General features: G+C 70.1%; 17 protein-coding genes and 1 tRNA gene. 12 read left to right on the forward strand and 6 right to left on the reverse strand.

Features of this window, described 5'->3' with window-relative positions; all coding sequences use genetic code 11:
* Position 1: 1 nt before the first annotated feature.
* Positions 2-1,042: a patatin-like phospholipase family protein gene (locus MUY14_RS36330; RefSeq protein WP_247016138.1), complete on the forward strand. Its 1,041-nt coding sequence runs from the start codon at positions 2-4 to the stop codon at positions 1,040-1,042.
* Here the strand turns inward: MUY14_RS36330 and MUY14_RS36335 are convergent.
* The 4 genes from MUY14_RS36335 to MUY14_RS36350 form a co-directional block, all read right to left on the reverse strand.
* Complete coding sequence (locus MUY14_RS36335; protein ID WP_247016140.1) at positions 1,028-1,606, reverse strand: class F sortase; 579 nt, start codon at positions 1,604-1,606, stop codon at positions 1,028-1,030. The genes MUY14_RS36330 and MUY14_RS36335 overlap by 15 nt on opposite strands.
* Positions 1,603-2,370, reverse strand: a complete 768-nt coding sequence (locus tag MUY14_RS36340; RefSeq protein ID WP_247016142.1) for a hypothetical protein — start codon at positions 2,368-2,370, stop codon at positions 1,603-1,605. Before MUY14_RS36340 ends, MUY14_RS36335 begins: the two co-directional genes overlap by 4 nt.
* Positions 2,371-2,429: 59 nt before the next feature.
* Positions 2,430-3,470 carry a PLP-dependent aspartate aminotransferase family protein gene (locus tag MUY14_RS36345; protein ID WP_247016144.1) on the reverse strand — a complete coding sequence of 347 codons (1,041 nt, stop codon included), beginning with the start codon at positions 3,468-3,470 and terminating at the stop codon, positions 2,430-2,432.
* A 73-nt stretch (positions 3,471-3,543) separates the two neighbouring features.
* Positions 3,544-6,762: a penicillin acylase family protein gene (locus MUY14_RS36350; protein WP_247016146.1), complete on the reverse strand. Its 3,219-nt coding sequence runs from the start codon at positions 6,760-6,762 to the stop codon at positions 3,544-3,546.
* 140 nt (positions 6,763-6,902) lie between these two features.
* Here MUY14_RS36350 and MUY14_RS36355 point away from each other — a divergent pair, with 140 nt between their 5' ends.
* The 4 genes from MUY14_RS36355 to MUY14_RS36370 all read left to right on the forward strand — a co-directional run bounded on the left by MUY14_RS36355 (position 6,903) and on the right by MUY14_RS36370 (position 9,779).
* Complete coding sequence (locus tag MUY14_RS36355; RefSeq protein WP_247016148.1) at positions 6,903-7,277, forward strand: FKBP-type peptidyl-prolyl cis-trans isomerase; 375 nt, start codon at positions 6,903-6,905, stop codon at positions 7,275-7,277.
* A gap of 57 nt (positions 7,278-7,334) precedes the next feature.
* Positions 7,335-8,090, forward strand: coding sequence for a trypsin-like serine protease (locus tag MUY14_RS36360; protein WP_247016150.1), 756 nt, complete (start codon positions 7,335-7,337; stop codon positions 8,088-8,090).
* 89 nt (positions 8,091-8,179) lie between these two features.
* Positions 8,180-8,932, forward strand: a complete 753-nt coding sequence (locus MUY14_RS36365; RefSeq protein WP_247016152.1) for a trypsin-like serine protease — start codon at positions 8,180-8,182, stop codon at positions 8,930-8,932.
* A 115-nt stretch (positions 8,933-9,047) separates the two neighbouring features.
* Positions 9,048-9,779 carry a trypsin-like serine protease gene (locus MUY14_RS36370; RefSeq protein ID WP_247016154.1) on the forward strand — a complete coding sequence of 244 codons (732 nt, stop codon included), beginning with the start codon at positions 9,048-9,050 and terminating at the stop codon, positions 9,777-9,779.
* Between the two features lie 166 nt (positions 9,780-9,945).
* Here MUY14_RS36370 and MUY14_RS36375 read toward each other — a convergent pair.
* Positions 9,946-10,028, reverse strand: a tRNA-Leu gene (locus tag MUY14_RS36375).
* Positions 10,029-10,157: 129 nt separating this feature from the next.
* Here MUY14_RS36375 and MUY14_RS36380 point away from each other — a divergent pair.
* From MUY14_RS36380 to pknB, 7 genes are all read left to right on the forward strand, one after another.
* Positions 10,158-11,393 (forward strand): DUF3662 and FHA domain-containing protein, encoded by a 1,236-nt coding sequence (locus MUY14_RS36380; RefSeq protein ID WP_247016156.1) that lies wholly within the window; start codon positions 10,158-10,160, stop codon positions 11,391-11,393.
* Positions 11,394-11,493: 100 nt separating this feature from the next.
* Entirely contained in the window at positions 11,494-11,955 is a 462-nt protein-coding gene (locus MUY14_RS36385) for an FHA domain-containing protein (RefSeq protein WP_003079002.1), read from the forward strand.
* Positions 11,952-13,349 (forward strand): PP2C family serine/threonine-protein phosphatase, encoded by a 1,398-nt coding sequence (locus MUY14_RS36390; protein WP_247016158.1) that lies wholly within the window; start codon positions 11,952-11,954, stop codon positions 13,347-13,349. The genes MUY14_RS36385 and MUY14_RS36390 overlap by 4 nt, the downstream gene beginning before the upstream one ends.
* A complete protein-coding gene (locus MUY14_RS36395) occupies positions 13,349-14,836 on the forward strand; it encodes an FtsW/RodA/SpoVE family cell cycle protein (protein WP_247016160.1) in 1,488 nt (495 codons plus the stop codon). The genes MUY14_RS36390 and MUY14_RS36395 overlap by 1 nt, the downstream gene beginning before the upstream one ends.
* The gene (locus MUY14_RS36400) at positions 14,833-16,302 is read left to right on the forward strand and encodes a penicillin-binding protein 2 (RefSeq protein ID WP_247016162.1); all 1,470 of its coding nucleotides are present in this window, start codon (positions 14,833-14,835) and stop codon (positions 16,300-16,302) included. The genes MUY14_RS36395 and MUY14_RS36400 overlap by 4 nt, the downstream gene beginning before the upstream one ends.
* Before the next feature lie 3 nt (positions 16,303-16,305).
* Positions 16,306-17,631, forward strand: a complete 1,326-nt coding sequence (locus tag MUY14_RS36405; RefSeq protein ID WP_247016164.1) for a serine/threonine-protein kinase — start codon at positions 16,306-16,308, stop codon at positions 17,629-17,631.
* Complete coding sequence (pknB, locus tag MUY14_RS36410) at positions 17,628-19,598, forward strand: Stk1 family PASTA domain-containing Ser/Thr kinase (protein ID WP_247016167.1); 1,971 nt, start codon at positions 17,628-17,630, stop codon at positions 19,596-19,598. The genes MUY14_RS36405 and pknB overlap by 4 nt, the downstream gene beginning before the upstream one ends.
* A gap of 53 nt (positions 19,599-19,651) precedes the next feature.
* On the opposite strand, the gene MUY14_RS36415 is transcribed toward pknB, so the two are convergent.
* Positions 19,652-19,969 carry an effector-associated constant component EACC1 gene (locus MUY14_RS36415; RefSeq protein ID WP_247016169.1) on the reverse strand — a complete coding sequence of 106 codons (318 nt, stop codon included), beginning with the start codon at positions 19,967-19,969 and terminating at the stop codon, positions 19,652-19,654.
* Positions 19,970-19,989 lie beyond the last annotated feature (20 nt).

Genomic DNA, 19,989 nt, shown 5'->3' on the forward strand with positions numbered 1-19,989 from the left:
GGTGGACGCGGCGAAACGAGACGGTGTCGGGCTCGCGCTTTCCGGGGGTGGTTACCGGGCGATGCTCTTCCACGCCGGCGCGCTCTGGCGCCTCAACGAACTCGGCTGGCTGCCGAAGCTGACCACCGTTTCCAGCGTTTCCGGCGGGTCGATCGCGGCCGGGGTGCTGGCGCACGCGTGGCACAAGCTGTACTTCGGCGAAGACGGCGTCGCGGAGAACTTCGGCAAGGAAGTCGTGCAGCCGCTGCGGAAACTGGCACGCACGAACCTCGACATCCCGGTGACGCTGAAAGCGCTGGCCATGCCGTGGCGCAGCGCGGGCGAAGAACTCGCACGCCGGTACGCGAAGCACCTCTTCGGCGACTGCCGCCTCGCGGACCTCGATCCGGCCGGCCCGAACTTCGTGTTCACCGCGACCAGCCTGCAGGACGGCTCGCTGTGGTGGTTCTTCCGCCAAGCCGGGCCGCACGGGCAGATCCCGCTCGCGACGGCGGTGGCCGCGTCGTCGGCGTTCCCGCCGCTGCTTTCGCCGGTCGTGATCCCGGACCCGCACCAGCCGGACCGCAAGATCGTGCTCAGCGACGCCGGGGTGTACGACAACCTCGGCCTGGACCCGATCGAGAACCAGCGCGCGACCGTCCTGGTCAGCGACGCGGGCAAGAAGATGAAGCACGAGGAAAAGCCGAGCCACAACTGGCCGATGCAGCTGTTCCGCGTGCTGACCGTGATGGACAACCAGGTCCGCGAGCTGCGCACCGGCTCACTGCTGAAGTCCTACCAGGACAAGCACTTCGCCGGGACGTACTGGGCGACCTACAGCGACATCTCGCACTTCGACCTGCCCGACGCGCTGCCGGCGCCGGTCGAGCGGACCCGCGCGCTGGCCGTGACGAAGACGCGGCTGGCCCGGATGTCGGAGAAGACGCAGGACAACCTGATCAACTGGGGTTACGCGGTGTGCGACGCCGGCATGCGCCGCTGGGTCTGCCCGGGAACGACGCTGAAGCCGGAGTTCCCGTACCCGGGTTCAGGCGTTGGCTAGATTCGCGTAGACGACGATGTTGTCCTTGTAGGAGTGCTCGGCGTGGTCGAACGCGCCGCCGCACGTGATCAGCCGCAGCTCGGGCTTGTCGCTGTTGCCGTACACGGCTTCGCGCGGGAACGTGTCCTTCGGGACCTGCGTGACGCGGTCGACGACGAACTTCAGCTTCTTGCCGTCGCTGCGGTCGACGTCCACTTCGTCGCCCGGCACGAGGTCCTTGAGCTTGAAGAAGATTCCGGGCTTCTTGTCGCCGTCGACGTGGCCGAGCACGATCGCCGGGCCGACGTCCCCGGGCACCGGCGAGAGCTTGTACCAGGCCGCCTGCATCGGCGTGTGCACCGACGGGACGGAGATCGCGCCGTCGGGCTTGACCGCGACCGCGAGCAGGCTGGACTCCGCGCCGATCTTCGGGATCTTCACCGACGTCGGCCGGAGTCCCTTGAACGGCACCGTCACCGGTGCCGAAGGGGGCACCGGGGCGGCGGCTTTCGGCTGCTCCGGGGTGCTGCAGGCGGCGAGCGCCAGCACGAGGGCGACTGCGGCACCCGCCCGCCGGGCGCTCACCAGGCCGTGCCGCCGAAGCCCGTCTCGACCCCGCCCTTGGGCGCGACCTTGACCTGGGCCTTCGGGGCGCTGCTGCCCGGCGCGGCCGACGTCGACGTCGTCGTGGCGGACGTCGACGTCGTCGTGGCGGACGTCGCCGTGGTGACCGGGGCGGTGCTGGACGGCACGGTGCTCGACGACGAAGTGCTGGTGACCGGCGGCTGCTCCTGCTCGAACTCGACCACGCCGTTGCCCTCGACGCCGGCGCAGGTCCAGCTGAACTTCGCGGTCGTGGTGCCGGCCGGGGCGTCGACCACGCGCACGGAGTAGTTCCAGTAGCGGCCGTCGGCCTCGTCCTGGTCCGGGCCGCCGGTGACGCTCAGGTACTGGGTCGCGACGTCGCCCGGGCGCCCGGCCGCGCAGGCGATGACCAGGACGCCTTCGCCGCCGAGGCCGACGAACCCGTGCCCGACGTTGTCCTGGTAGTCGTCCTTCGGCGGCTCGCTCGTCGCCGTCGTGCTGGTGGCCGGGTCGGGGGCGTCGGTCTTCACCGGGCCGGTCACCGACGGCGTCGTGGTGGTCCCGGTGGTCTCCGAGGTGGACGGTGCCGTCGTCGTGGTCCCGGTCGTGCTCGGCGCCGTGGTGGTCGTCGTTTCGGACGACGTCGTCGTGGTCGTCTCCGGTGCCGTGGTGTCCGTCTGGGCCAGTGCGGCCGGTGCGGTGGCGGCGGTGATCAGCGCACCCGCGGACACGATGCCCGCGACCCGGCTCAGCGTTCTACCCACGACGGACTCCCAACGGCGAGGACTGCGATGCCGGACTATCGAGGCATCACCCGTCCGTGTTACTCCGGGAGGGCGAACCGCAGATCCCACCAAAGGTCCTCGGGATCCTCCAAACCGACGCTGAACCTGATGAGCCCGGGCGGCACGCGTTCCTCGCCGGCGAGCCAGGCCCGCCGTTCGACCAGGCTTTCGACGCCGCCGAGGCTGGTCGCCGACCGGATCAGCCGGACGCCCGCGCAGAAGGCGTCGGCCGTCTCGGCGTCGGCCAAGTCGAACGCGACCATCATCCCGAAGCCCGGGTACCGCACGCGCCGGACGGCGGGGTGCCCGGCGAGGCGCCCGGCCAGCAGCGCGGCGGTGCGGGACTGCTCCGCCAGCCGGACCGGCATGGTCCGCAGGCCGCGCAGGGCGAGCCACGCCTCCAGCGCGCCCGGCGTCGACCCGACGCGGGTCCGCGCGCCCTTCAGCTCCTCGGCGACCGCCGGGTCCTTGGCCACGGTGATGCCGAGCAGCAGGTCGCTGTGCCCGCCGATGGCCTTGGTCGCGCTGTGCACGACGACGTCGGCGCCGAGTTCGAGCGGCCGCTGCAGCAACGGCGTCGCGAAGGTGTTGTCGACGACGACCCGCCCGCGCGCGGCGGCGGCGATGGTCTCGATCGCCATCACGTCGAGAGTGGGGTTGGTCGGCGACTCGAGCCAGACCAGGTCGGCGGTCGCGGCCTCGGCGACCCAGGCCTCGGTGTCGGTCGGCTCGAGCTCGGTGACGGCGAGCTTGCCGAGCTTCTGCGCGTGGGCCAGCACCCCGCGCGTCACGGCGTAGCTGAACGTCGGCACGACGACCCGCGACCCGACCGGCAGCAGGTCCAGCACGGCGGAGAGGGTGGCGACGCCGGACGCGAACGCCGTCGCGTACCCGCCTTCCAGCGCCCCGACGGCTTCTTCGAGGGCCAGCCAGGTCGGCGTGCCGTCCCCGCGCGCGTACACGAAATCGCCACCGGCCTGGTACGTGCTGGTGGCGACGAGCGGGGTGTTGAGGGGTTCGCCAGGGCCGTGCGGGCGGCCGGCCGCGATGGCCTTGGTGCGGGGCGTCCAGTCGTCCATGCGATCACGGTAACCCGGCGCCCGGGTGGGGAGGCCGGGCCGCCCGCGCGTCCGCGAACGGCCCGGCCTGGTCTCAGTGGGCGTACACCTCGAACTCGTAGAGCGAGTAGCCGTACTTCGTGCCGCGCTGGACGCCCTGCAGCTTGACGAACCGGGCCTGGGTCGTGGCGAACGAGACGTTGTCCTGCCCGCCGTCGCCGTCGGTGACCGAAGCCGCGTCCGTCCAGTGCACCGCGTCCGGGGAGAGCTGGATCCGGTAGCTCTTCCCGTACGCCTTCTCCCAGCTCAGCAGCACCCGGCTGACCTGCTGGACCGAACCGAGGTCGACGGTGATCGCCTGGTCGTCGCTCCAGTCGCTGGCCCAGCGGGTCGAGGCGTTGCCGTCGATCGCGTTCGACGCCGGCGAGTTGTAGAGGCCGGTCTCGGCGCTGGTGGCGCTGACCGTCTTCCCCGGCGCGAGGTTCGCGATGTTGTCGCCGCGGTGCGCGGAGTACTCGACGACCTGCTGGAACGTCGGGCGGTTCTGCCAGCTGATCTTGTCCTGCGTGATGCCGCCCAGCGGGTTGTGGACGATCGTGTCGGCGCACCACTGGTCACCGGCCGAGCAGGACGCGTCACCGGGGTAGACGGTGCTCGCGGCCTGGCCGGCGGCGGTGGTCAGCGAGTCGACGAGCGCCTGGCGGCACGTCGTGACGTTGCCGGCCCCGCAGAACGTCTGGCCGAGCGGGCCGGCCACCGGCTGGCCGAGCACCTGCCGGATGTCCTTGCTGACGTAGCCCCACCAGCCGAACTGGAACGACGAGCCCTTGTGCGGCTGGCCGGTGTGCCGGCCGTCGCCGTTCTGCCAGCCGGACGGGCTTTCGTTGATGCCGAGCACGCCGGTCATCGCGTTGTAGGCGTCGTCGCCCATGCCCGGCTTGAACTCGGCCTGGACGAGCAGCGGCCACCAGGCGTCGAAGATGCGGATCGCGTCCGCGTCCGTGTACGCCTTGCTGCCGGCGGCGGTTTCGGTGCGCAGCTGCCCGTGGGAGAGCCACGTCTTGAGCTTCGCCTCGGCGTCCGCGGCCGCCCCGGTGGTCGGCGTCTTGTCGAGCACCTGCAGCAGCAGCGGCAGCACGCGCTCGGCGCGCAGGTCGGACAGCGCCGCTTCCTCCATCGCTTGGGTCAGGTTGACCCGGGTGACCTTGGTGCCGCTGGAGATCAGCTTCTTCACGCGCGAGTCGAGCAGGTCGACGCGGTGCACGGCGGACTTGTCCGCGCCCGCCGCCGCGTAACCGTTGGCCTGCGCGTTGTTCCAGCTGACGTAGTAGTCCTGGTTGACCGACTGCGGGTGCTGCGACGCGGGCGTGTAGGTCGCCTGGTTGCCGCTGGGGTTCCAGCCGTTCCAGTCGTGGCCCTGGTCGCCCCACACCGGCATGTTCGGGTCCACATCGGACTGCCGGGACGGGTTGCTGCCCGAGTTGAAGTAGGCGATGTCCTTCGAGTCGGCGTAGAACCAGTTGAACGTGTAGTTGATGTCGGCCGCGGCCTTCTGGAAGTCCGCCGCGGACTTGACGAAGCCCGGGTCGTTCAGCTCCTGGAAGCCGATCAGCGAGTCGACCTCGTGGAAGTAGGACGAGCGCAGCGCCGCGTACGCCACCGGCTTGCCGCCGACCGTCGCCCGGCTCTGCACCGGCCCGTACTTCGTCCGGTAGCTGCGCAGGGTGTACGAGCCCGCCGCGGTCCCGTCGGCCACGGTCGGCTTCCAGGCGTTCTTGACCTCGACGGTCTCCATCGGGATGCACTGGCCTTGCCAGGTGTAGTAGTTCGAGTCCTTCGTCGGCGCCTTGCCGCTCGGGTCGCACAGCGTCAGCGCGTAGGTGTCGATGATGTCCTGCGCCGACGTCGTCGCGCTCCACGAGTAGTCCTGCCCGCGCCCGAGGAGCGTGTACATGCTCAGGCCGGCGAAGGCCGCGCCGCGCGAGCTGATGCCCGGGCCCTGCAGTTCCTGCAACAGCAGCAGCTGCGGGGCGAAGTACCCGGTCTGCGGGCCGAACACGGCGACCGGGTGGCCGCTGGCGGTCTTGGCGCCGGAGACGAGCAGCGCGTTGGACATGCCGTGCTTCTCGCTCAGCATGTTGCCCGGCAGCACGCCGTCTTCGAACATGCCGCGGGCGGGCTCCTGGTCGGCGGGCGCGGCGACGTCCACAGTGGACGGCGTCGCGGTCGAAGCCGAGCCGGTCTTGTCGAACACGAGCTGCTGCCCGGTCACCGAACCCTTGTCCGGCAGGGCCTGCCCGACCGCGTTGGCCGGCGTCTTGCCGTACGGGAACGTCTGGCCGTCGTGCAGCGTCTTGACGGCTTCGGGGTCGTCCTCCGCACGCAGGCTCTGCCACACCTTTTCGCCCTGGACGACGCCGTACTTCTCCTGCATCGCGAGCTTGGCGATCGCGTTCTGCACCTCGCCGCCGCCGCCCGCGCCGAACTCGGCGCCGACCAGCGAGGCGAGCGCCACCAGGTCGGTCAGCTTGAACGGGTCGATCGACCCGGCGTTGGTGATCGCGTCGACGTGCCCGGTGAGCACGTACTCGCCCGGGAAGTACCGGCCGCTGTAGGAGTCGCTGATGTACTTGTTGATGCCGTCGACGTAGGCCTGCGCGTCGGCGAGGCCCTGCGCGCCGCGCGGGCCGTTGCTCGCGACGCGGTCGATCTGCTGCTGCAGCTCGGCTTCGGTGTAGGGCGCGTTCGAGAAGAACTGCTGCTCCAGCTCGCGGTTGGCTTCCGCGCCGCCGGCGAACGGGGTGACCTGCCCGCGCGCGGCGTGGCGCAGGACGTCCATCAGCCACAGCCGGTCCTGCGCGGCGGCGTAGCCGGCGCCGAACTCGGTGCCGGACCGGGTGGTCCCGGTGATGTGCGGGACGCCGAGCGCCTTGTCCCGCACGATCGTCACGTCCGCGCGCGGCTTGCTCGTGCTCGCGACCTGGTCGGCGGCGACGCCGAACGACGAGTCGTTGAAGTACTGGTTGATCGCGCCGGTGGTCAGCGTCTTGTAGCCGTTCGCCAGGGACGAGTACTTCCCGAGCTGGTCGGCCGCGTGCGCCGGACGGGTGCCGAGCACCTTGTGCGCCAGGATGTCGGCGAGGGTCGCGTTGCCGTTCTCGCCGGGCGGCAGGATGTCGCTGCACTGCCCGCCGCAGTAGTCGTCGGGCGACACGGCCGCTTGCGCGGCCGGCGCGGTGACGGCGACTTGGGTCAGCCCGGCCACGAGGGCCCCCAGCGCCGTGAAGGTCAAGGCTCGGATGCCTCGTCGCATACCGGGCTCCCCTCAGCTCAGAAGAGTGACGAAGCGCACGCTACCGAGCAGTAGGACAAGTGTGAAGAGTTTTCGCGTTTTTCCCTCGTTGGGTGTAGGCCGATCGGCGCAGCCCCTCACGCGTCGGTACGGTGACCCCCATGACCTTGGAAAAGCCCCAAATCGACCGCCCGGACGGACCTGCGCCGGCCGACCTCGAGATCACCGACCTCACCGTCGGTGACGGCGCCGAAGCCACGGCCGGCACCACCGTCACCGTGCACTACGTCGGCGTCTCGCACTCTTCGGGTGAGCAGTTCGACGCTTCGTGGGACCGCGGTGAGCCGCTGCGCTTCGGCCTGGGCGCCGGTCAGGTCATCGCCGGCTGGGACCAGGGTGTCGCGGGCATGAAGATCGGCGGACGGCGCAAGCTCGTCATCCCGCCGCACCTGGCCTACGGCGACCGCGGCGCGGGCGGCGTCATCAAGCCCGGCGAGACCTTGATCTTCGTCGTCGACCTGGTCGGCGTGAACTAGGTTGTCCGGCGGTGGCGGGAAGAGCTCGCCACCGCCGACCCGCACAGGGGGGATCCGATGCGCGCTCGCGCACTCCTTTCCGCAACCTTCTTCGCGCTCGCCGCGGCGGTCGTGACCGCGGCACCGGCTTCGGCCGTGGCCAACGGCGCCGACGTCCCGCAGGGGACGTTCAAGTTCGCCGCGAAGCTCACCATGACCGACATCCCGAAGCCCGACGGCAGCAAGTACAACAGCGCCTGCTCGGGTTCCCTGATCGCCAAGAAGTGGATCATCACCGCCGGCCACTGCTTCCACGACGCGGCCCGCAACCCGGTCTCCGGCCCGGTGCCGTACCCGACGTCCGTGCTGCTGGGCACCACCACCGTGGACAAGCCGGGCGTCACCCGCAACGTCGTGACGGTGTACCAGTCGCCGAGCAACGACATCGCGATCGCGGAGCTCGACAAGGCCGTGTCCGGCATCGAGCCGCTGATGATCAACCGCAGGACGCCGGTGGTGGACCAGAAGGTCGTGCTGGCGGGCTGGGGCAGCCTCACCGCCGTCGACCCGACGCCGGGCACGAAGCTCCAGCAGGGCCTGATGAAGGTGGCCACCGTCGACCCGCAGTACGTCGGCGTGAAGGGTTTCGCCCCGACGTCGACGACGAGCGCCTGCACCTACGACTCCGGTGCGCCGTACTTCGTCCCGGCGGGCAAGAACGGCGGACGTCTGGTGTCCGTCGAAAGCGACGGACCGGACTGCCCGCACGACCAGGCCGAAACCACCGCGCGCGTCGACGTCGTGGCGGACTGGATCGCTTCGCACTTGGGCTGAACGGCGTCTTTTCCCGCGCCCCGGCGTCACTACCCTCGAAAGTGATCACCGGCCTTCGACCGCCGGTGCGTGACAAGGGGGATCCACCGATGCGCGCACGCGCTGTGTTCTCTGCTGTCCTTTTGACGCTGGCCGCCGGCCTCGCCACGGCGGGGCCGGCTTCGGCCGTGGCGAACGGTTCCGACGTCCCCGCGGGGACGTTCAGGTTCGCCGCGAAGCTGACCATGACGAACATCCCGAAGCCCGACGGGACGAAGTACAACAGCGCGTGCTCCGGCGCGCTGATCGCGGCGAAGTGGATCATCACCGCCGGGCACTGTTTCCACGACGCCAACCGCAACCGCGTCTCCGGCCCGGTGCCGTACCCGACGTCGGTACTGCTGGGCACGGTCAACCAGAGCACGCCGGGCGTGACGCGCAACGTCGTCACCGTGTACCAGGCGAGCGCCAACGACATCGCGATCGCGACCCTCGACGCGGACGTCACCGGCATCACGCCGCTGACCGTCAACCGCGTCACGCCGTCGGTCGGGCAGCTGCTGACGCTCGCCGGCTGGGGCAGCCTCACCGCCACCAACCCGGCGCCGTCGACGAAGCTGCAGCAGGGCACGGTGAAGGTCGGCCAGGTGGCCACCTCGACGCTCGGCGTGCAGGGCGTCGCCCCGACGACGACCACGAGCGCGTGCGTGTACGACTCGGGCGCGCCGTACTTCGTCGCGGGCGGCACCGGCGGGCAGCTGGTGTCCGTCGAGTCGACCGGCCCGGACTGCCCCCACAACCAGCTCGAGACGACCTCCCGGGTGGACGTCGTGGCGGATTGGATCGCTTCGCACCTCGGCTGACCACCGTCCGGGCGTCACCCGGGTACGACATCGGGTGACGCCCGGCCAGGGAATTCCCCGCTGGCCGCGGCGGCCCTAACGTCGAACGTCGATGTCGACTCGACGAAGGGGAAGAATGCGCCTGCGCGCCCTGCTCGCTGCTGCTGTCCTGACCATCACCACCGCACCGACGGCCTGGGCCGTCGCCCACGGCACCGACGTCCCACCGGGGCAGTTCGGGAACGTCGCGAAGCTTTCGATGACGAAGATCCCGCGCCCGGACGGCTCCACGTACAGCAGTTATTGCACCGGCGCGCTGATCGCACCGGCCTGGGTGCTGACGACCGGGCACTGCTTCCACGACGCCAACCGCAACCGCGTCGCGGGCAAGGTCCCGTACCCGACGACGGTGACGCTGGGCCTGGTCGACGAAGCGGTCGAATCGGGCGTGGCCCGCAAGGCGACCGAGGTCCTCCAGGCGAAGGAGAACGACGTCGCGCTGATCCGCTTGGACACCCCGGTGACGACGGTGCCCCCGCTGGCGGTGAGCCGCGCGGTCCCGAAGGTCGGCCAGCAGCTGACCCTGGCCGGCTGGGGCAGCCTGACGGGCACCGACCCCAAGCCGGCGATCCGCATGCAGCAGGGCACGGTGGCGGTGGCGAAGGTGGACCCGGCCACGCTGGGTGTCCGCGGCGCGGCCCCGGAGATCACGACGAGCGCGTGCACGTACGACTCGGGAGCCCCGTACTTCACGGGCGGCAAACTGGTCGCCCTGGAGGCAACGGGCCCGGGCTGCCCCCACGCGGGCATCGAAACGACGAGCCGAGCGGACGTGATAGCGGACTGGATAGCCACCCACACGGCGTAACTTCGCCCAGGGCGAACAACCCAAACCCCCGTGACATTCCCCACCGGACCAAGCTGGAAGCCGCACGTGAGGCGCCGTGGGGGGTCCGGGGGGCTCGGCCCCCCGGGAGAGATCGGGCCAACGGGAAAGGGGCCGGTCGCGCAAGCGACCGGCCCCTTGAACAGCGTGGGCGAGGAGGGAGTTGAACCCTCACGTCCTTTCGGACACACGGACCTGAACCGTGCGCGTCTGCCATTCCGCCACTCGCCCGAGTGCTTCTCTGACAGCGAGGAGAAGACTAGCAGGTGGTTTGAACGGGTTTCACCGGGGGCCGTGTAGAGGCTCGCTCACCCGGATAGGATCGATGCGGAAGCACGAGCGTGAAGGAGGTTTTCCCCGGTGGGCCGCGCCGAGAGATTCGACAGGCGACTCGAGAACCTGGTGGGGAACACTTTCGCGCGCATGTTCGGTGGCAACGTCGTCACGCAGGAAGTGGCGATCGCCCTGGAGCGGGAGAGTGAGGAGAACGTTCGTGAGCTGGCAGGCGGTCGGCAGCTCGCCCCGAATCACTACATCGTGTCCTTGGGGACGGCTGACCACGAGCGCATGGCCGGTGACGAGCAGCGGGTCACCCAGGTGCTGGCCGAGGCGGTGGCGGAACACCTCGCCGCCGAAGGCCTGGACACCTATGGTGACGTCGTCGTATCACTCGAGCGCAACGAGGCGCTGCATACTGGACAGTTCAAGACCCGTTCGTCCGTCGATCCCGACGCCCGCCCCGCGGCCGCCGGTTCACCGCGGTCGGCACGACCCAGCAACGCAGGAGACCCAGCAATGAGCCAGCCCCCCGGCTACGGCCAATACGACCAGGGTGACCCGTACGGCCAGCAGGGCCAGTACGGCTACGGACAGCAGGGTGGCCAGCAGCCCGGGTACGACCAGGGTTATGGCCAGCAGCAGGGCGGCTACGACCAGTACGGCCAGCAGCAGCCGGGTGGTGGTTACGACCAGTACGGCCAGCAGCAGGCCGGTTACGACCAGGGCGGCTACGCCCAGCCCCAGCAGGGCGGCTACGACCAGTACGGCGGCCAGCAGCAGCCGGGCTACGACCAGGGCGGCTACGCCCAGCCCCAGCAGGGCGGTTACGACCAGGGCGGCTACGCCCAGCCCCAGCAGGGCGGCTACGACCAGTACGGCGGCCAGCAGCAGGGCGGGTACGACCAGTACGGCGGCCAGCAGCAGGCCGGGTACGACCAGTACGGCCAGCAGCAGGCGTACGGCCAGCCGGCCGCCGACCCGTACGCGCAGCAGCAGGGCGGCTACGCCCCGCCCGCGGCGGGCCGTCAGCTCGCGGCGAGCCTGCAGCTGGACGACGGCTCGAACCGCACGTACTCGCTGAAGCAGGGCGGGAACGTCGTGGGCCGCGGCCAGGACGCGGACTTCCGCCTCCCGGACACCGGTGTCTCCCGCCGGCACCTGGAGATCACCTGGGACGGCCAGAGCGCGACGCTCGCCGACATCGGTTCGACCAACGGCACGACCGTGAACGGGACTCCGGTCCAGACCTGGCAGCTCGCCGACGGCGACGTCATCCGGGTGGGCCATTCGTCCCTCGTGTTCCGTACACAGGGCTGACTCGGGGCACGGAATACTGTTCCCGCAGAATTGACGTGCGGGGGGACCGCGGCGTACCCGCGCCGCGGCTGCACGGACGAGTCGGGAGCGGACACACCAAGTGCCAGAGCTGGTCGTACAACTCACCAGGGTGGGCTTCCTCGTGCTGCTCTGGCTCTTCGTGTTCGCCGCGCTCAGAGTCGTCCGCTCGGACCTCTACGCGGCATCGGGCATGCGCGTCCAGGTTCCGACCTTCGGGCGCAAGAAGGAGAAGAAGCCGCGCAACAGCAAGTCCCCGCAGCAGCTGCTGGTCACCCACGGCGCACTGGCGGGGACGCGCATCGCGCTGGACGGCCGGCCGATCCTGATCGGCCGGGCCGACGACTCCACGTTGGTGCTCGACGACGACTACGCGTCGACCCGGCACGCGCGGATCGCCCAGCGCGGTGAGGACTGGTACGTGGAAGATCTGGGCTCGACGAACGGGACGTATCTCGACCGGGCTAAGGTCACTGCACCCCTCCGGGTCCCGCTCGGAGTCCCCATCCGGATCGGCAAGACGGTGATCGAGCTTCGCCCATGACTCTCGTCCTCCGCTACGCAGCCCGCAGCGACCGGGGCCTGGTGCGTTCGAGCAACCAGGACTCCGTGTACGCCGGCCCTCGCCTGCTCGCGCTCGCCGACGGGATGGGTGGCCACGCGGCGGGTGAAGTGGCCAGCAAGGTCGTCATCGCCTCCCTCGCTCCCCTCGACGACGACGAACCGCGCGACGACCTCCTCGCCCAGCTCCGGGAGGCGGTGGCCAACGGCAACGCCGCCATCGCCGAACTCGTCTCGCAGGACCCCGATCTCGACGGCATGGGCACGACGCTCACCGCGGTGCTCTTCGCGGGCACGCGCCTGGGCCTGGTGCACGTCGGCGACTCGCGGGCGTACCTGCTCCGTGGCGGTCAGTTCGCGCAGATCACGCGCGACGACAGCTTCGTCAACGAACTCCTCGAACAGGGCCGCATCACGCCGGAAGAGGCGGCGGTGCACCCGCAGCGGTCGCTGCTGCTCAAGGCGCTCACCGGGCACGAGGTGGAACCGAGCCTGACCGTGCGCGAAGCCCGCGCCGGCGACCGGTACCTGATCTGCTCGGACGGCCTGTCCGGCATGGTCAGCGACGAGACGCTCACCGAAGCCGTGCAGATCCCGGACCCGCAGCAGTGCGCGGACCGGATGATCGAGCTGGCGCTCAAGGGCGGCGGCACGGACAACGTGACCGTGATCATCGCCGACGTGGTCGACGTCGACTTCGGCGAAGACGCGCCCATCGTGGGCGGCGCCGCCGGGGACGGCAGCGACGAGCTGCACCAGGGTGATTCGCCCGCGGCGCGGGCCAGGGCGCTGACCCAGCCGCCGCCGCAGCAGCGCCCGGAGCTCCCGCAGCCGACCGAAGACCCGAAAGCCAAGCGCCGGAAGCGGTTCCGCTGGCTCGCCGGCGCGCTGGTGGTCCTAGTGGTGCTCGCCGCGGCCGCCATCGCCACCCGGTACTTCGTGCTGAGTCAGTACTATGTCGGCGAAGGTGCGGACGAGGAAGTCGTGATCTACCGCGGCGTCCCCGGCAGCATCCTCGGCATCGACCTGCACACCTACGAGCAGGGCTCCTGCCCGCCCAACCAGGTGTGCACGGACAAGCTGCGCGTCGACCAGCTCCAGGAGGACGCGCGGCTGGCGGTGCAGAACGGCGTCAAGAAGGACAGCCTCGACGACGCCCGGAAGTACATCGACGACTTCCTGCAGCTGCACAAGCGCCTGAACAACTGCGCGCCGACGGGCGGTCAGACCTCGCCGACGCCGACCAACCCGGTCTCGCCGACGACCACTCCGACGGCACCGGCCGGTTCCACCGCTCCATCGTCGGCGAACCAGCCAGCGGGGAGGGACTGCTCGACGCCGAGTTCGACGGCACCGACGACGGGAGGCGGTAACTGATGGGCCAGCCCGTCGCGCGTTCCGCCGAACCGCTCGCCGCGCAGTTCCAGACGAACCCGCCGCGCGAGGTCCCGACCCGGCGCAACACCGAGCTCGTCCTGCTGGGCTTCGCGGCGTTCATCGTCACGATCGCGCTGGTGCTCGTCGAGGCGAACCAGGAGCAGGAGCTCACCGCCTCGATCCTCTGGCTCGGGCTGGCCTACCTCGGCATCTTCGCCGCCGCGCACCTCGCCGTCCGCAAGTGGGCGCCGTACGCGGATCCGGTGCTGCTCCCCTGCGTCGCGCTGCTCAACGGCATCGGCCTGGTGATGATCCACCGGATCGACCTGGCGCTGGCCGAACGGGCCCTGCAGAACGGCAAGGACTACACGCCCGCCGTCACCGCGCAGGTCCTGTTCACGGTGATCTCGCTGGTGTTCTTCGTCGCCGTGCTGGTCGTGGTCAACGACCACCGCACCCTGACCCGCTACGGCTACACCGCGGGCCTGGTCGGGATCGTCGCGCTGGCGCTGCCCGCGCTGCTGCCGTCGAGCCTCTCCGAGGTCAACGGCGCCAAGGTGTGGCTGAAGCTGCCGTTCTTCTCGATCCAGCCGGGCGAGTTCGCGAAGATCCTGCTGATGGTCTTCTTCGCTTCGTTCCTGGTGTCGAAGCGGGACCTGTTCATGGTGGCGGGAAAGCGGCTCGTCGGCGTCGAGCTGCCGCGCGCCCGCGACCTCGGCCCGATCCTCATCGCCGCGTTCGTCTGCATCGGCATCCTGGTGTTCGAGAAGGACCTCGGCACCTCGCTGCTGTTCTTCAGCGTCATCCTCGTGATGCTGTACGTCGCGACCGAGCGGGCCATCTGGGTCGTCCTCGGCCTGAGCTTCTTCGCGGTCGGCTGCGTCATCGCCTACAACCTCTTCGGGCACGTCCAGCAGCGCGTCGCGAACTGGCTGGACCCGCTGGCCACCTACGACGAGGCGGGCGGCGGTTACCAGCTCGCCCAAGGCCTGTTCGGGCTCGGCACCGGCGGCGTCGGCGGCACCGGGCTCGGCGCCGGCCGGCCGGACATGGTGCCCGAGGCCAACACCGACTTCATCACCGCGTCGATCGGCGAAGAGCTCGGCTTCATCGGGCTGGCCGCCGTCCTGATGCTGTACTTGCTGGTCGCGATGCGCGGCATGCGCAGCGCGCTCGCGGTGCGCGACACGTTCGGCAAGCTGCTCGGCGGCGGGCTCGCGTTCACCATGGTCATGCAGATCTTCGTCGTCGTCGGCGGGGTCACGAAACTCATCCCGGAGACCGGTATCACCGCGCCCTTCCTGTCCAAGGGCGGCTCGTCGCTGCTCGCGAACTACATCCTGGTCGCGCTGCTGCTCCGGATCTCCGACGCCGCCCGCAAGCCGGCCGCCCGCCCGAAGCCGCAGCAGCAGCCCCAGGCGCCGATCGCGGAAGCGCACACGGTGCTCGTGCAGCGCCCGCCGGCGGACGGGGGCGCGCAGGCATGAACACCCCGCTCCGCAAGGTCGGCATGGCGATGCTCGTCATGGTCGTCCTGCTGCTGGCCAACGCCACCTACATCCAGGTGGTGAAGGCCGACGACTACCGCACCGACTCGCGCAACGCGCGCGTGCTCTACGACGAGTTCGCCCGCCAGCGCGGCAAGATCGTGTCGCAGGCCAACGGCGAGGTGCTGGCCAGCGTCGACCCGTCCAACGACAAGTACAAGTACATCCGGACCTACGCCGACGGCCCGATGTACGCGCCGGTCACCGGCTACTACTCGATCAACTACGGCGCCGGCGGCCTCGAGCGCTCCGAGGACGACGTCCTGAACGGCTCCGACCCGCGGCTGTTCGTGCGGCGGCTCTCGGACATGGTCACCGGCCGCGACCCCAGCGGCGGCAACGTCCGGCTGACCATCGACCCGGCCGTGCAGAAGGCCGCGTACGACCTGATGACGCAGAAGGGCTACACCGGCTCCGTCGTCGCGCTGGAGCCGAAGACCGGCCGGATCCTGGCGATGGTCTCGACGCCGTCGTACGACCCGAACAAGCTGGCTTCGCACACGTCGAAGGCGCAGACCGACGCCTGGAACGCGAACAACAAGGACCCGAAGAAGCCCATGCTGAACCGGGCGATCTCCGAGACCTACCCGCCGGGTTCGACGTTCAAGCTCGTCACCGCGGCGGCCGTGCTCGAGGACGGCAAGGGCCCGGACACCCCGGTCGACCCGGCGCCGAACACGAAGCTCCCCGGCACCAGCGTGACGCTGGAGAACTACGCCGGCGCCGCGTGCCCGGGCACCACGTTCAAGGACGCGCTCGCGCACTCCTGCAACGTGCCGTTCGCGCAGTTCGCCGGCCAGCTCGGCGCGGACAAGATGAAGAAGACGGCGGCGAACTTCGGCATCGGGCAGACCGACCTGACCGTGCCGATGAAGGTCGCGCCGTCGACGGTCGGCCCGCTCGACTCGCAGGGCGCGCTCTACCAGAGCGGCATCGGCCAGCGCGACGTCCGGCTCACGCCACTGCAGGACTGCCTGCTCGCGGCCACCGTGGCCAACGGCGGGATGGCGATGAAGCCGCAGCTCGTGCAGTCGGTGCTGGCGCCGGACCTGTCGACCATCGAGGACTACAGCCCCACCGAGCTCACCGGCACGGCGGCACTTTCGTCGTCGAACGCCGCGATCCTCAAGGACATGATGATCGCTTCCGAGGGCTTCACCAAGGGCGGCGGCAAGCGCGCGGACATCCAGATCGCGTCGAAGACCGGCACCGCCGAACACGGCACGGACTCCAAGAACACCGCACCGCACGCCTGGTACACCGGTTTCGCCCCGGCGAACGACCCGCAGATCGCGGTCGCCGTCATCGTCGAAGACGGTGGCAACCGCGGGCTCGCGGCCACCGGCGGTACCGTCGCGGCGGAAATCGGCCGCGCGGCGATCAACGCCAAGCTCGGGGGTGGATAGCGGATGCTGTCCTCGGGCCAGCTGCTGGCCGAGAGGTACAAGCTGACGAGCCGGATCGCCGTCGGCGGGATGGGCGAGGTCTGGCAGGCCAGCGACACCCGCCTGGACCGGACCGTGGCTGTCAAGATCCTCAAGGCCGAGCTCTCCGGTGACGCCGAGTTCCTCCACCGCTTCCGGACCGAAGCGCGGATGACGGCGTCGCTCAACCACCCCGGCATCGCCGCGGTGCACGACTACGGCGAGACCCTGTTCGACGGCGACCTGTCGATCGCGTACCTGGTGATGGAGCTCGTCGACGGCGACCCGCTGGCCGGCTTGCTGGCCAAGCACGGGCGGCTGTCGGCGGAGTTCACGCTCGACATGCTCGAGCAGGCGGGCAACGCGCTGCAGGCCGCGCACGAACAGGGCCTGGTCCACCGCGACGTCAAGCCGGGCAACATCCTGGTGACGTCGGCGGGCCAGGTGAAGATCACCGACTTCGGGGTGGCGAAGGCCGCGGACGCGGCCCCGGTCACCCGGTCCGGCATGGTCATGGGCACCGCGCACTACATCGCGCCGGAGCAGGCGCTCGGCTCCCCGGCCGAGCCGGCGTCCGACGTCTACTCGCTCGCGGTGTGCGGGTACGAATGCCTCGCCGGGCACCGGCCGTTCCTTTCCGAGAACGCCGTCACGGTCGCGATGATGCACATCCGCGACATCGCGCCGCCGCTGCCACCCGACGTGCCGCCCGCGGCGCGCGCGGTGATCGAAGCGACGCTGGTCAAGGACCCGCGGCAGCGCTACAACAACGGCGGCGAGTTCGCGGCCGCCGTCGCCGCGGTCCGCGCGGGGCTGCCGCTGCCGGCCCCGTCCGGTCTGGTCAACGCCGCCTACGCGACCGGGCAGCAGCCGCAGCAGCAACCGCCGCCGCAGCAGCAGGTTCCGCAGCAGCCGGTCCCGCCGCAGCAACAGCACATGCCGGTCGGTCCGCCGTCGCCCGCGGTGAACCCGATGGTCGTCATCGGCCCGCCGTCCCGCCCCGCGGTGCGGCCGGTCATGATGCCGGTCCCGAAGAAGAAGTCCCAATGGGGCTGGTGGGCGCTCCTCGCGGCGATCCTGCTCGTTGTCCTGGTGGCGGGGATCGTGCTGATCGCGAAGATGATCGGCAGCTCCGGCTCGCCGCCGCACACCGGCCAGACGACGAGCCAGGTGGTCCCGGGCAGACAGCCGCCCACGGAAGAGCCGCCCGCTACGAGTGTCCTACCGGCGGAGTCTCCCGGCACGACCGACGATGGCCAGCAAGGCATCATGACCACACCTTGGACGGAATGGAACGGCACCCAGAGATGAGCACACCCAGACTGCTCTCCAACCGGTACGAGCTGGGCGAAACGCTCGGCTACGGAGGCATGTCCGAGGTCCATCACGGCCACGACGTGCGCCTGGGCCGGGAAGTCGCGATCAAGATCCTCCGTGCCGATCTCGCCAGGGACCCGCAGTTCCTGGAGCGCTTCCGCCGTGAAGCGCAGAACGCCGCCGCGCTGAACCACCCGGCGATCGTCGCGGTCTACGACACGGGTGAGGCCAACGCCGAGTTCGGGCCGCTGCCGTACATCGTCATGGAGTACGTCGAAGGCCGGACGCTGCGCGACATCGTCAAGACCGAAGGCCCGATGTCGCAGAAGCGGGCCATGGAGGTCATGGCCGACGTCTGCGCGGCGCTGGACTTCTCCCACCGGCACGGCATCGTGCACCGCGACGTCAAGCCGGCCAACGTGATGATCACGAAGAACGGCGCGGTCAAGGTGATGGACTTCGGCATCGCGCGCGCGATGCACGACGGCCAGTCCGCCATGACCCAGACCGCCGCGGTGATCGGCACGGCGCAGTACCTGTCGCCGGAGCAGGCGCGCGGCGAGTCCGTCGACGCCCGCTCCGACGTCTACGCCGCCGGTTGCGTGCTCTACGAACTCATCACCGGCGAGCCGCCGTTCACCGGCGATTCCCCGGTCGCGGTCGCCTACCAGCACGTCCGGGAAGACCCGAGCCCGCCGTCGTCGGTGAACCCGGCGGTGGCGCCCGAGCTCGACGCCGTCGTGCTGAAGGCGCTGGCCAAGGGCCCGGCGAACCGCTACCAGTCGGCGGCGGAGATGCGCTCGGACCTGGTGCGCACGCTCTCGGGCCAGCGCCCGGCGGCGCCGATGGTGATGTCCGAGGACGAGCGCACCCAGGTGATGAACTCCGACCGGCGCCAGCCGCAGCGCTACGAGGAGTACAGCGAACCGGACGACGAGGACCCGAAGGCCAAGCGCCGCCGCCGGACGATCCTGGCCGCGCTCGCCGCCGTGTTCGTGCTCGGCGCGGTGCTGCTCATCATGTGGCTGTCGGGTTCGTTCAAGAGCAACGAATCCACGACGGTGGCGATCCCGGACGTGCTGCACCAGCGGGTGCCGCAGGCCAAGGAAACGTTGATCGGCAAGGGCTTCAAGACGTTCGACACGAAGAACGTCACCTGCGGCGTGCAGCCGACCGACGGCAGCCCGACGTGCACGCAGGACGACATCAACAACGTCGTCAAGATCGACCCGAACGTCGGGACCCCGGTCAGCACGGACGCGAAGATCACCCTCTACGTCGGGGTCGCCCCGGGCAAGGCCAGCGTGCCGGACCTCAAGGGCAAGACGCGCGACCAGGCCGAAAAGGCGTTGACCGACGCGAAGCTGACGCTGAACCCGGACGTCCAGGAAGTCGAGGTCGACGACCCGAACCAGGCCGGCCTGGTGCAGAATCAGACACCGACGGCGTCGTCGGAGGTCGACGAGGGCACCAGCGTGCAGATCACGGTCGCGAAGTCCAAGGAACTCAAGTCGGTCCAGGACTTCACCGGCAAGCCGTACTCGCAGGCCGACTCGGCGCTGCGCGCGCTCGGCTTCAAGACCAAGAAGCTCGAGCAGGCCTCGGACACGGTCCCGAAGGACAGCGTCATCACGCAGAACCCGAACGGCGGTTCGCTGGCCGTGGGGGCGACGATCACGCTGACCGTGTCGACCGGCCCGGAGAACACCGACCAGATCCAGATGCCGACGCTGGTCGGGATGACCACCGACCAGGCGGAGGAAAAGCTGCGGAGCATGGGCTGGACCGGGAAGCTGAACGAGAAGGCCGACCGGAACAGCAACGCGCCGGAAGGCACGATCACCGGCCAGAGCCAGCAGCCGGGCACGCAGATCAGCAAGGACGCGAACATCACGGTGAACGTGTCGGAAGGCAGCGGGATCCCGAGCTTCACGTTCACCCCGCCGACCAGCTCGCGTTAGCGGAGGACAGCGAAAAGGCCCGCACGGTTCGCCGTGCGGGCCTTTTTCGTTCGTCAGGCTTTGTCGAGGAATCCCCGGACGGCGCCGAGCACCTGTTCGGCGTCGCTCGAAGGGCCGCAGTCGAGTTCGAGTTCCTCGGCCGCGCCGGAGCGCTTCACCTTCAGGGAGACGCGGGATTCGCGGCAGCGGTGCAGCCACGCGAAGAGCGAGCTGCAGAAGACGCCGGCGGAGTTGCTCGTCACGCCGACCACGACGGCGTCGAAGAGCTGGACGCGGCCCCGGAGTTCGTCTTCCCCGCGCAGCCAGGCGGCGAGCTCCGGGAGCTCGCCGTCGGAATCCGGCACGGTGATCGCGACGATCCCAGCCGTCACCCGTTCTCCCTTCACCCAGA

Source organism: Amycolatopsis sp. FBCC-B4732, assembly GCF_023008405.1.
Lineage (GTDB): Bacteria > Actinomycetota > Actinomycetes > Mycobacteriales > Pseudonocardiaceae > Amycolatopsis > Amycolatopsis pretoriensis_A.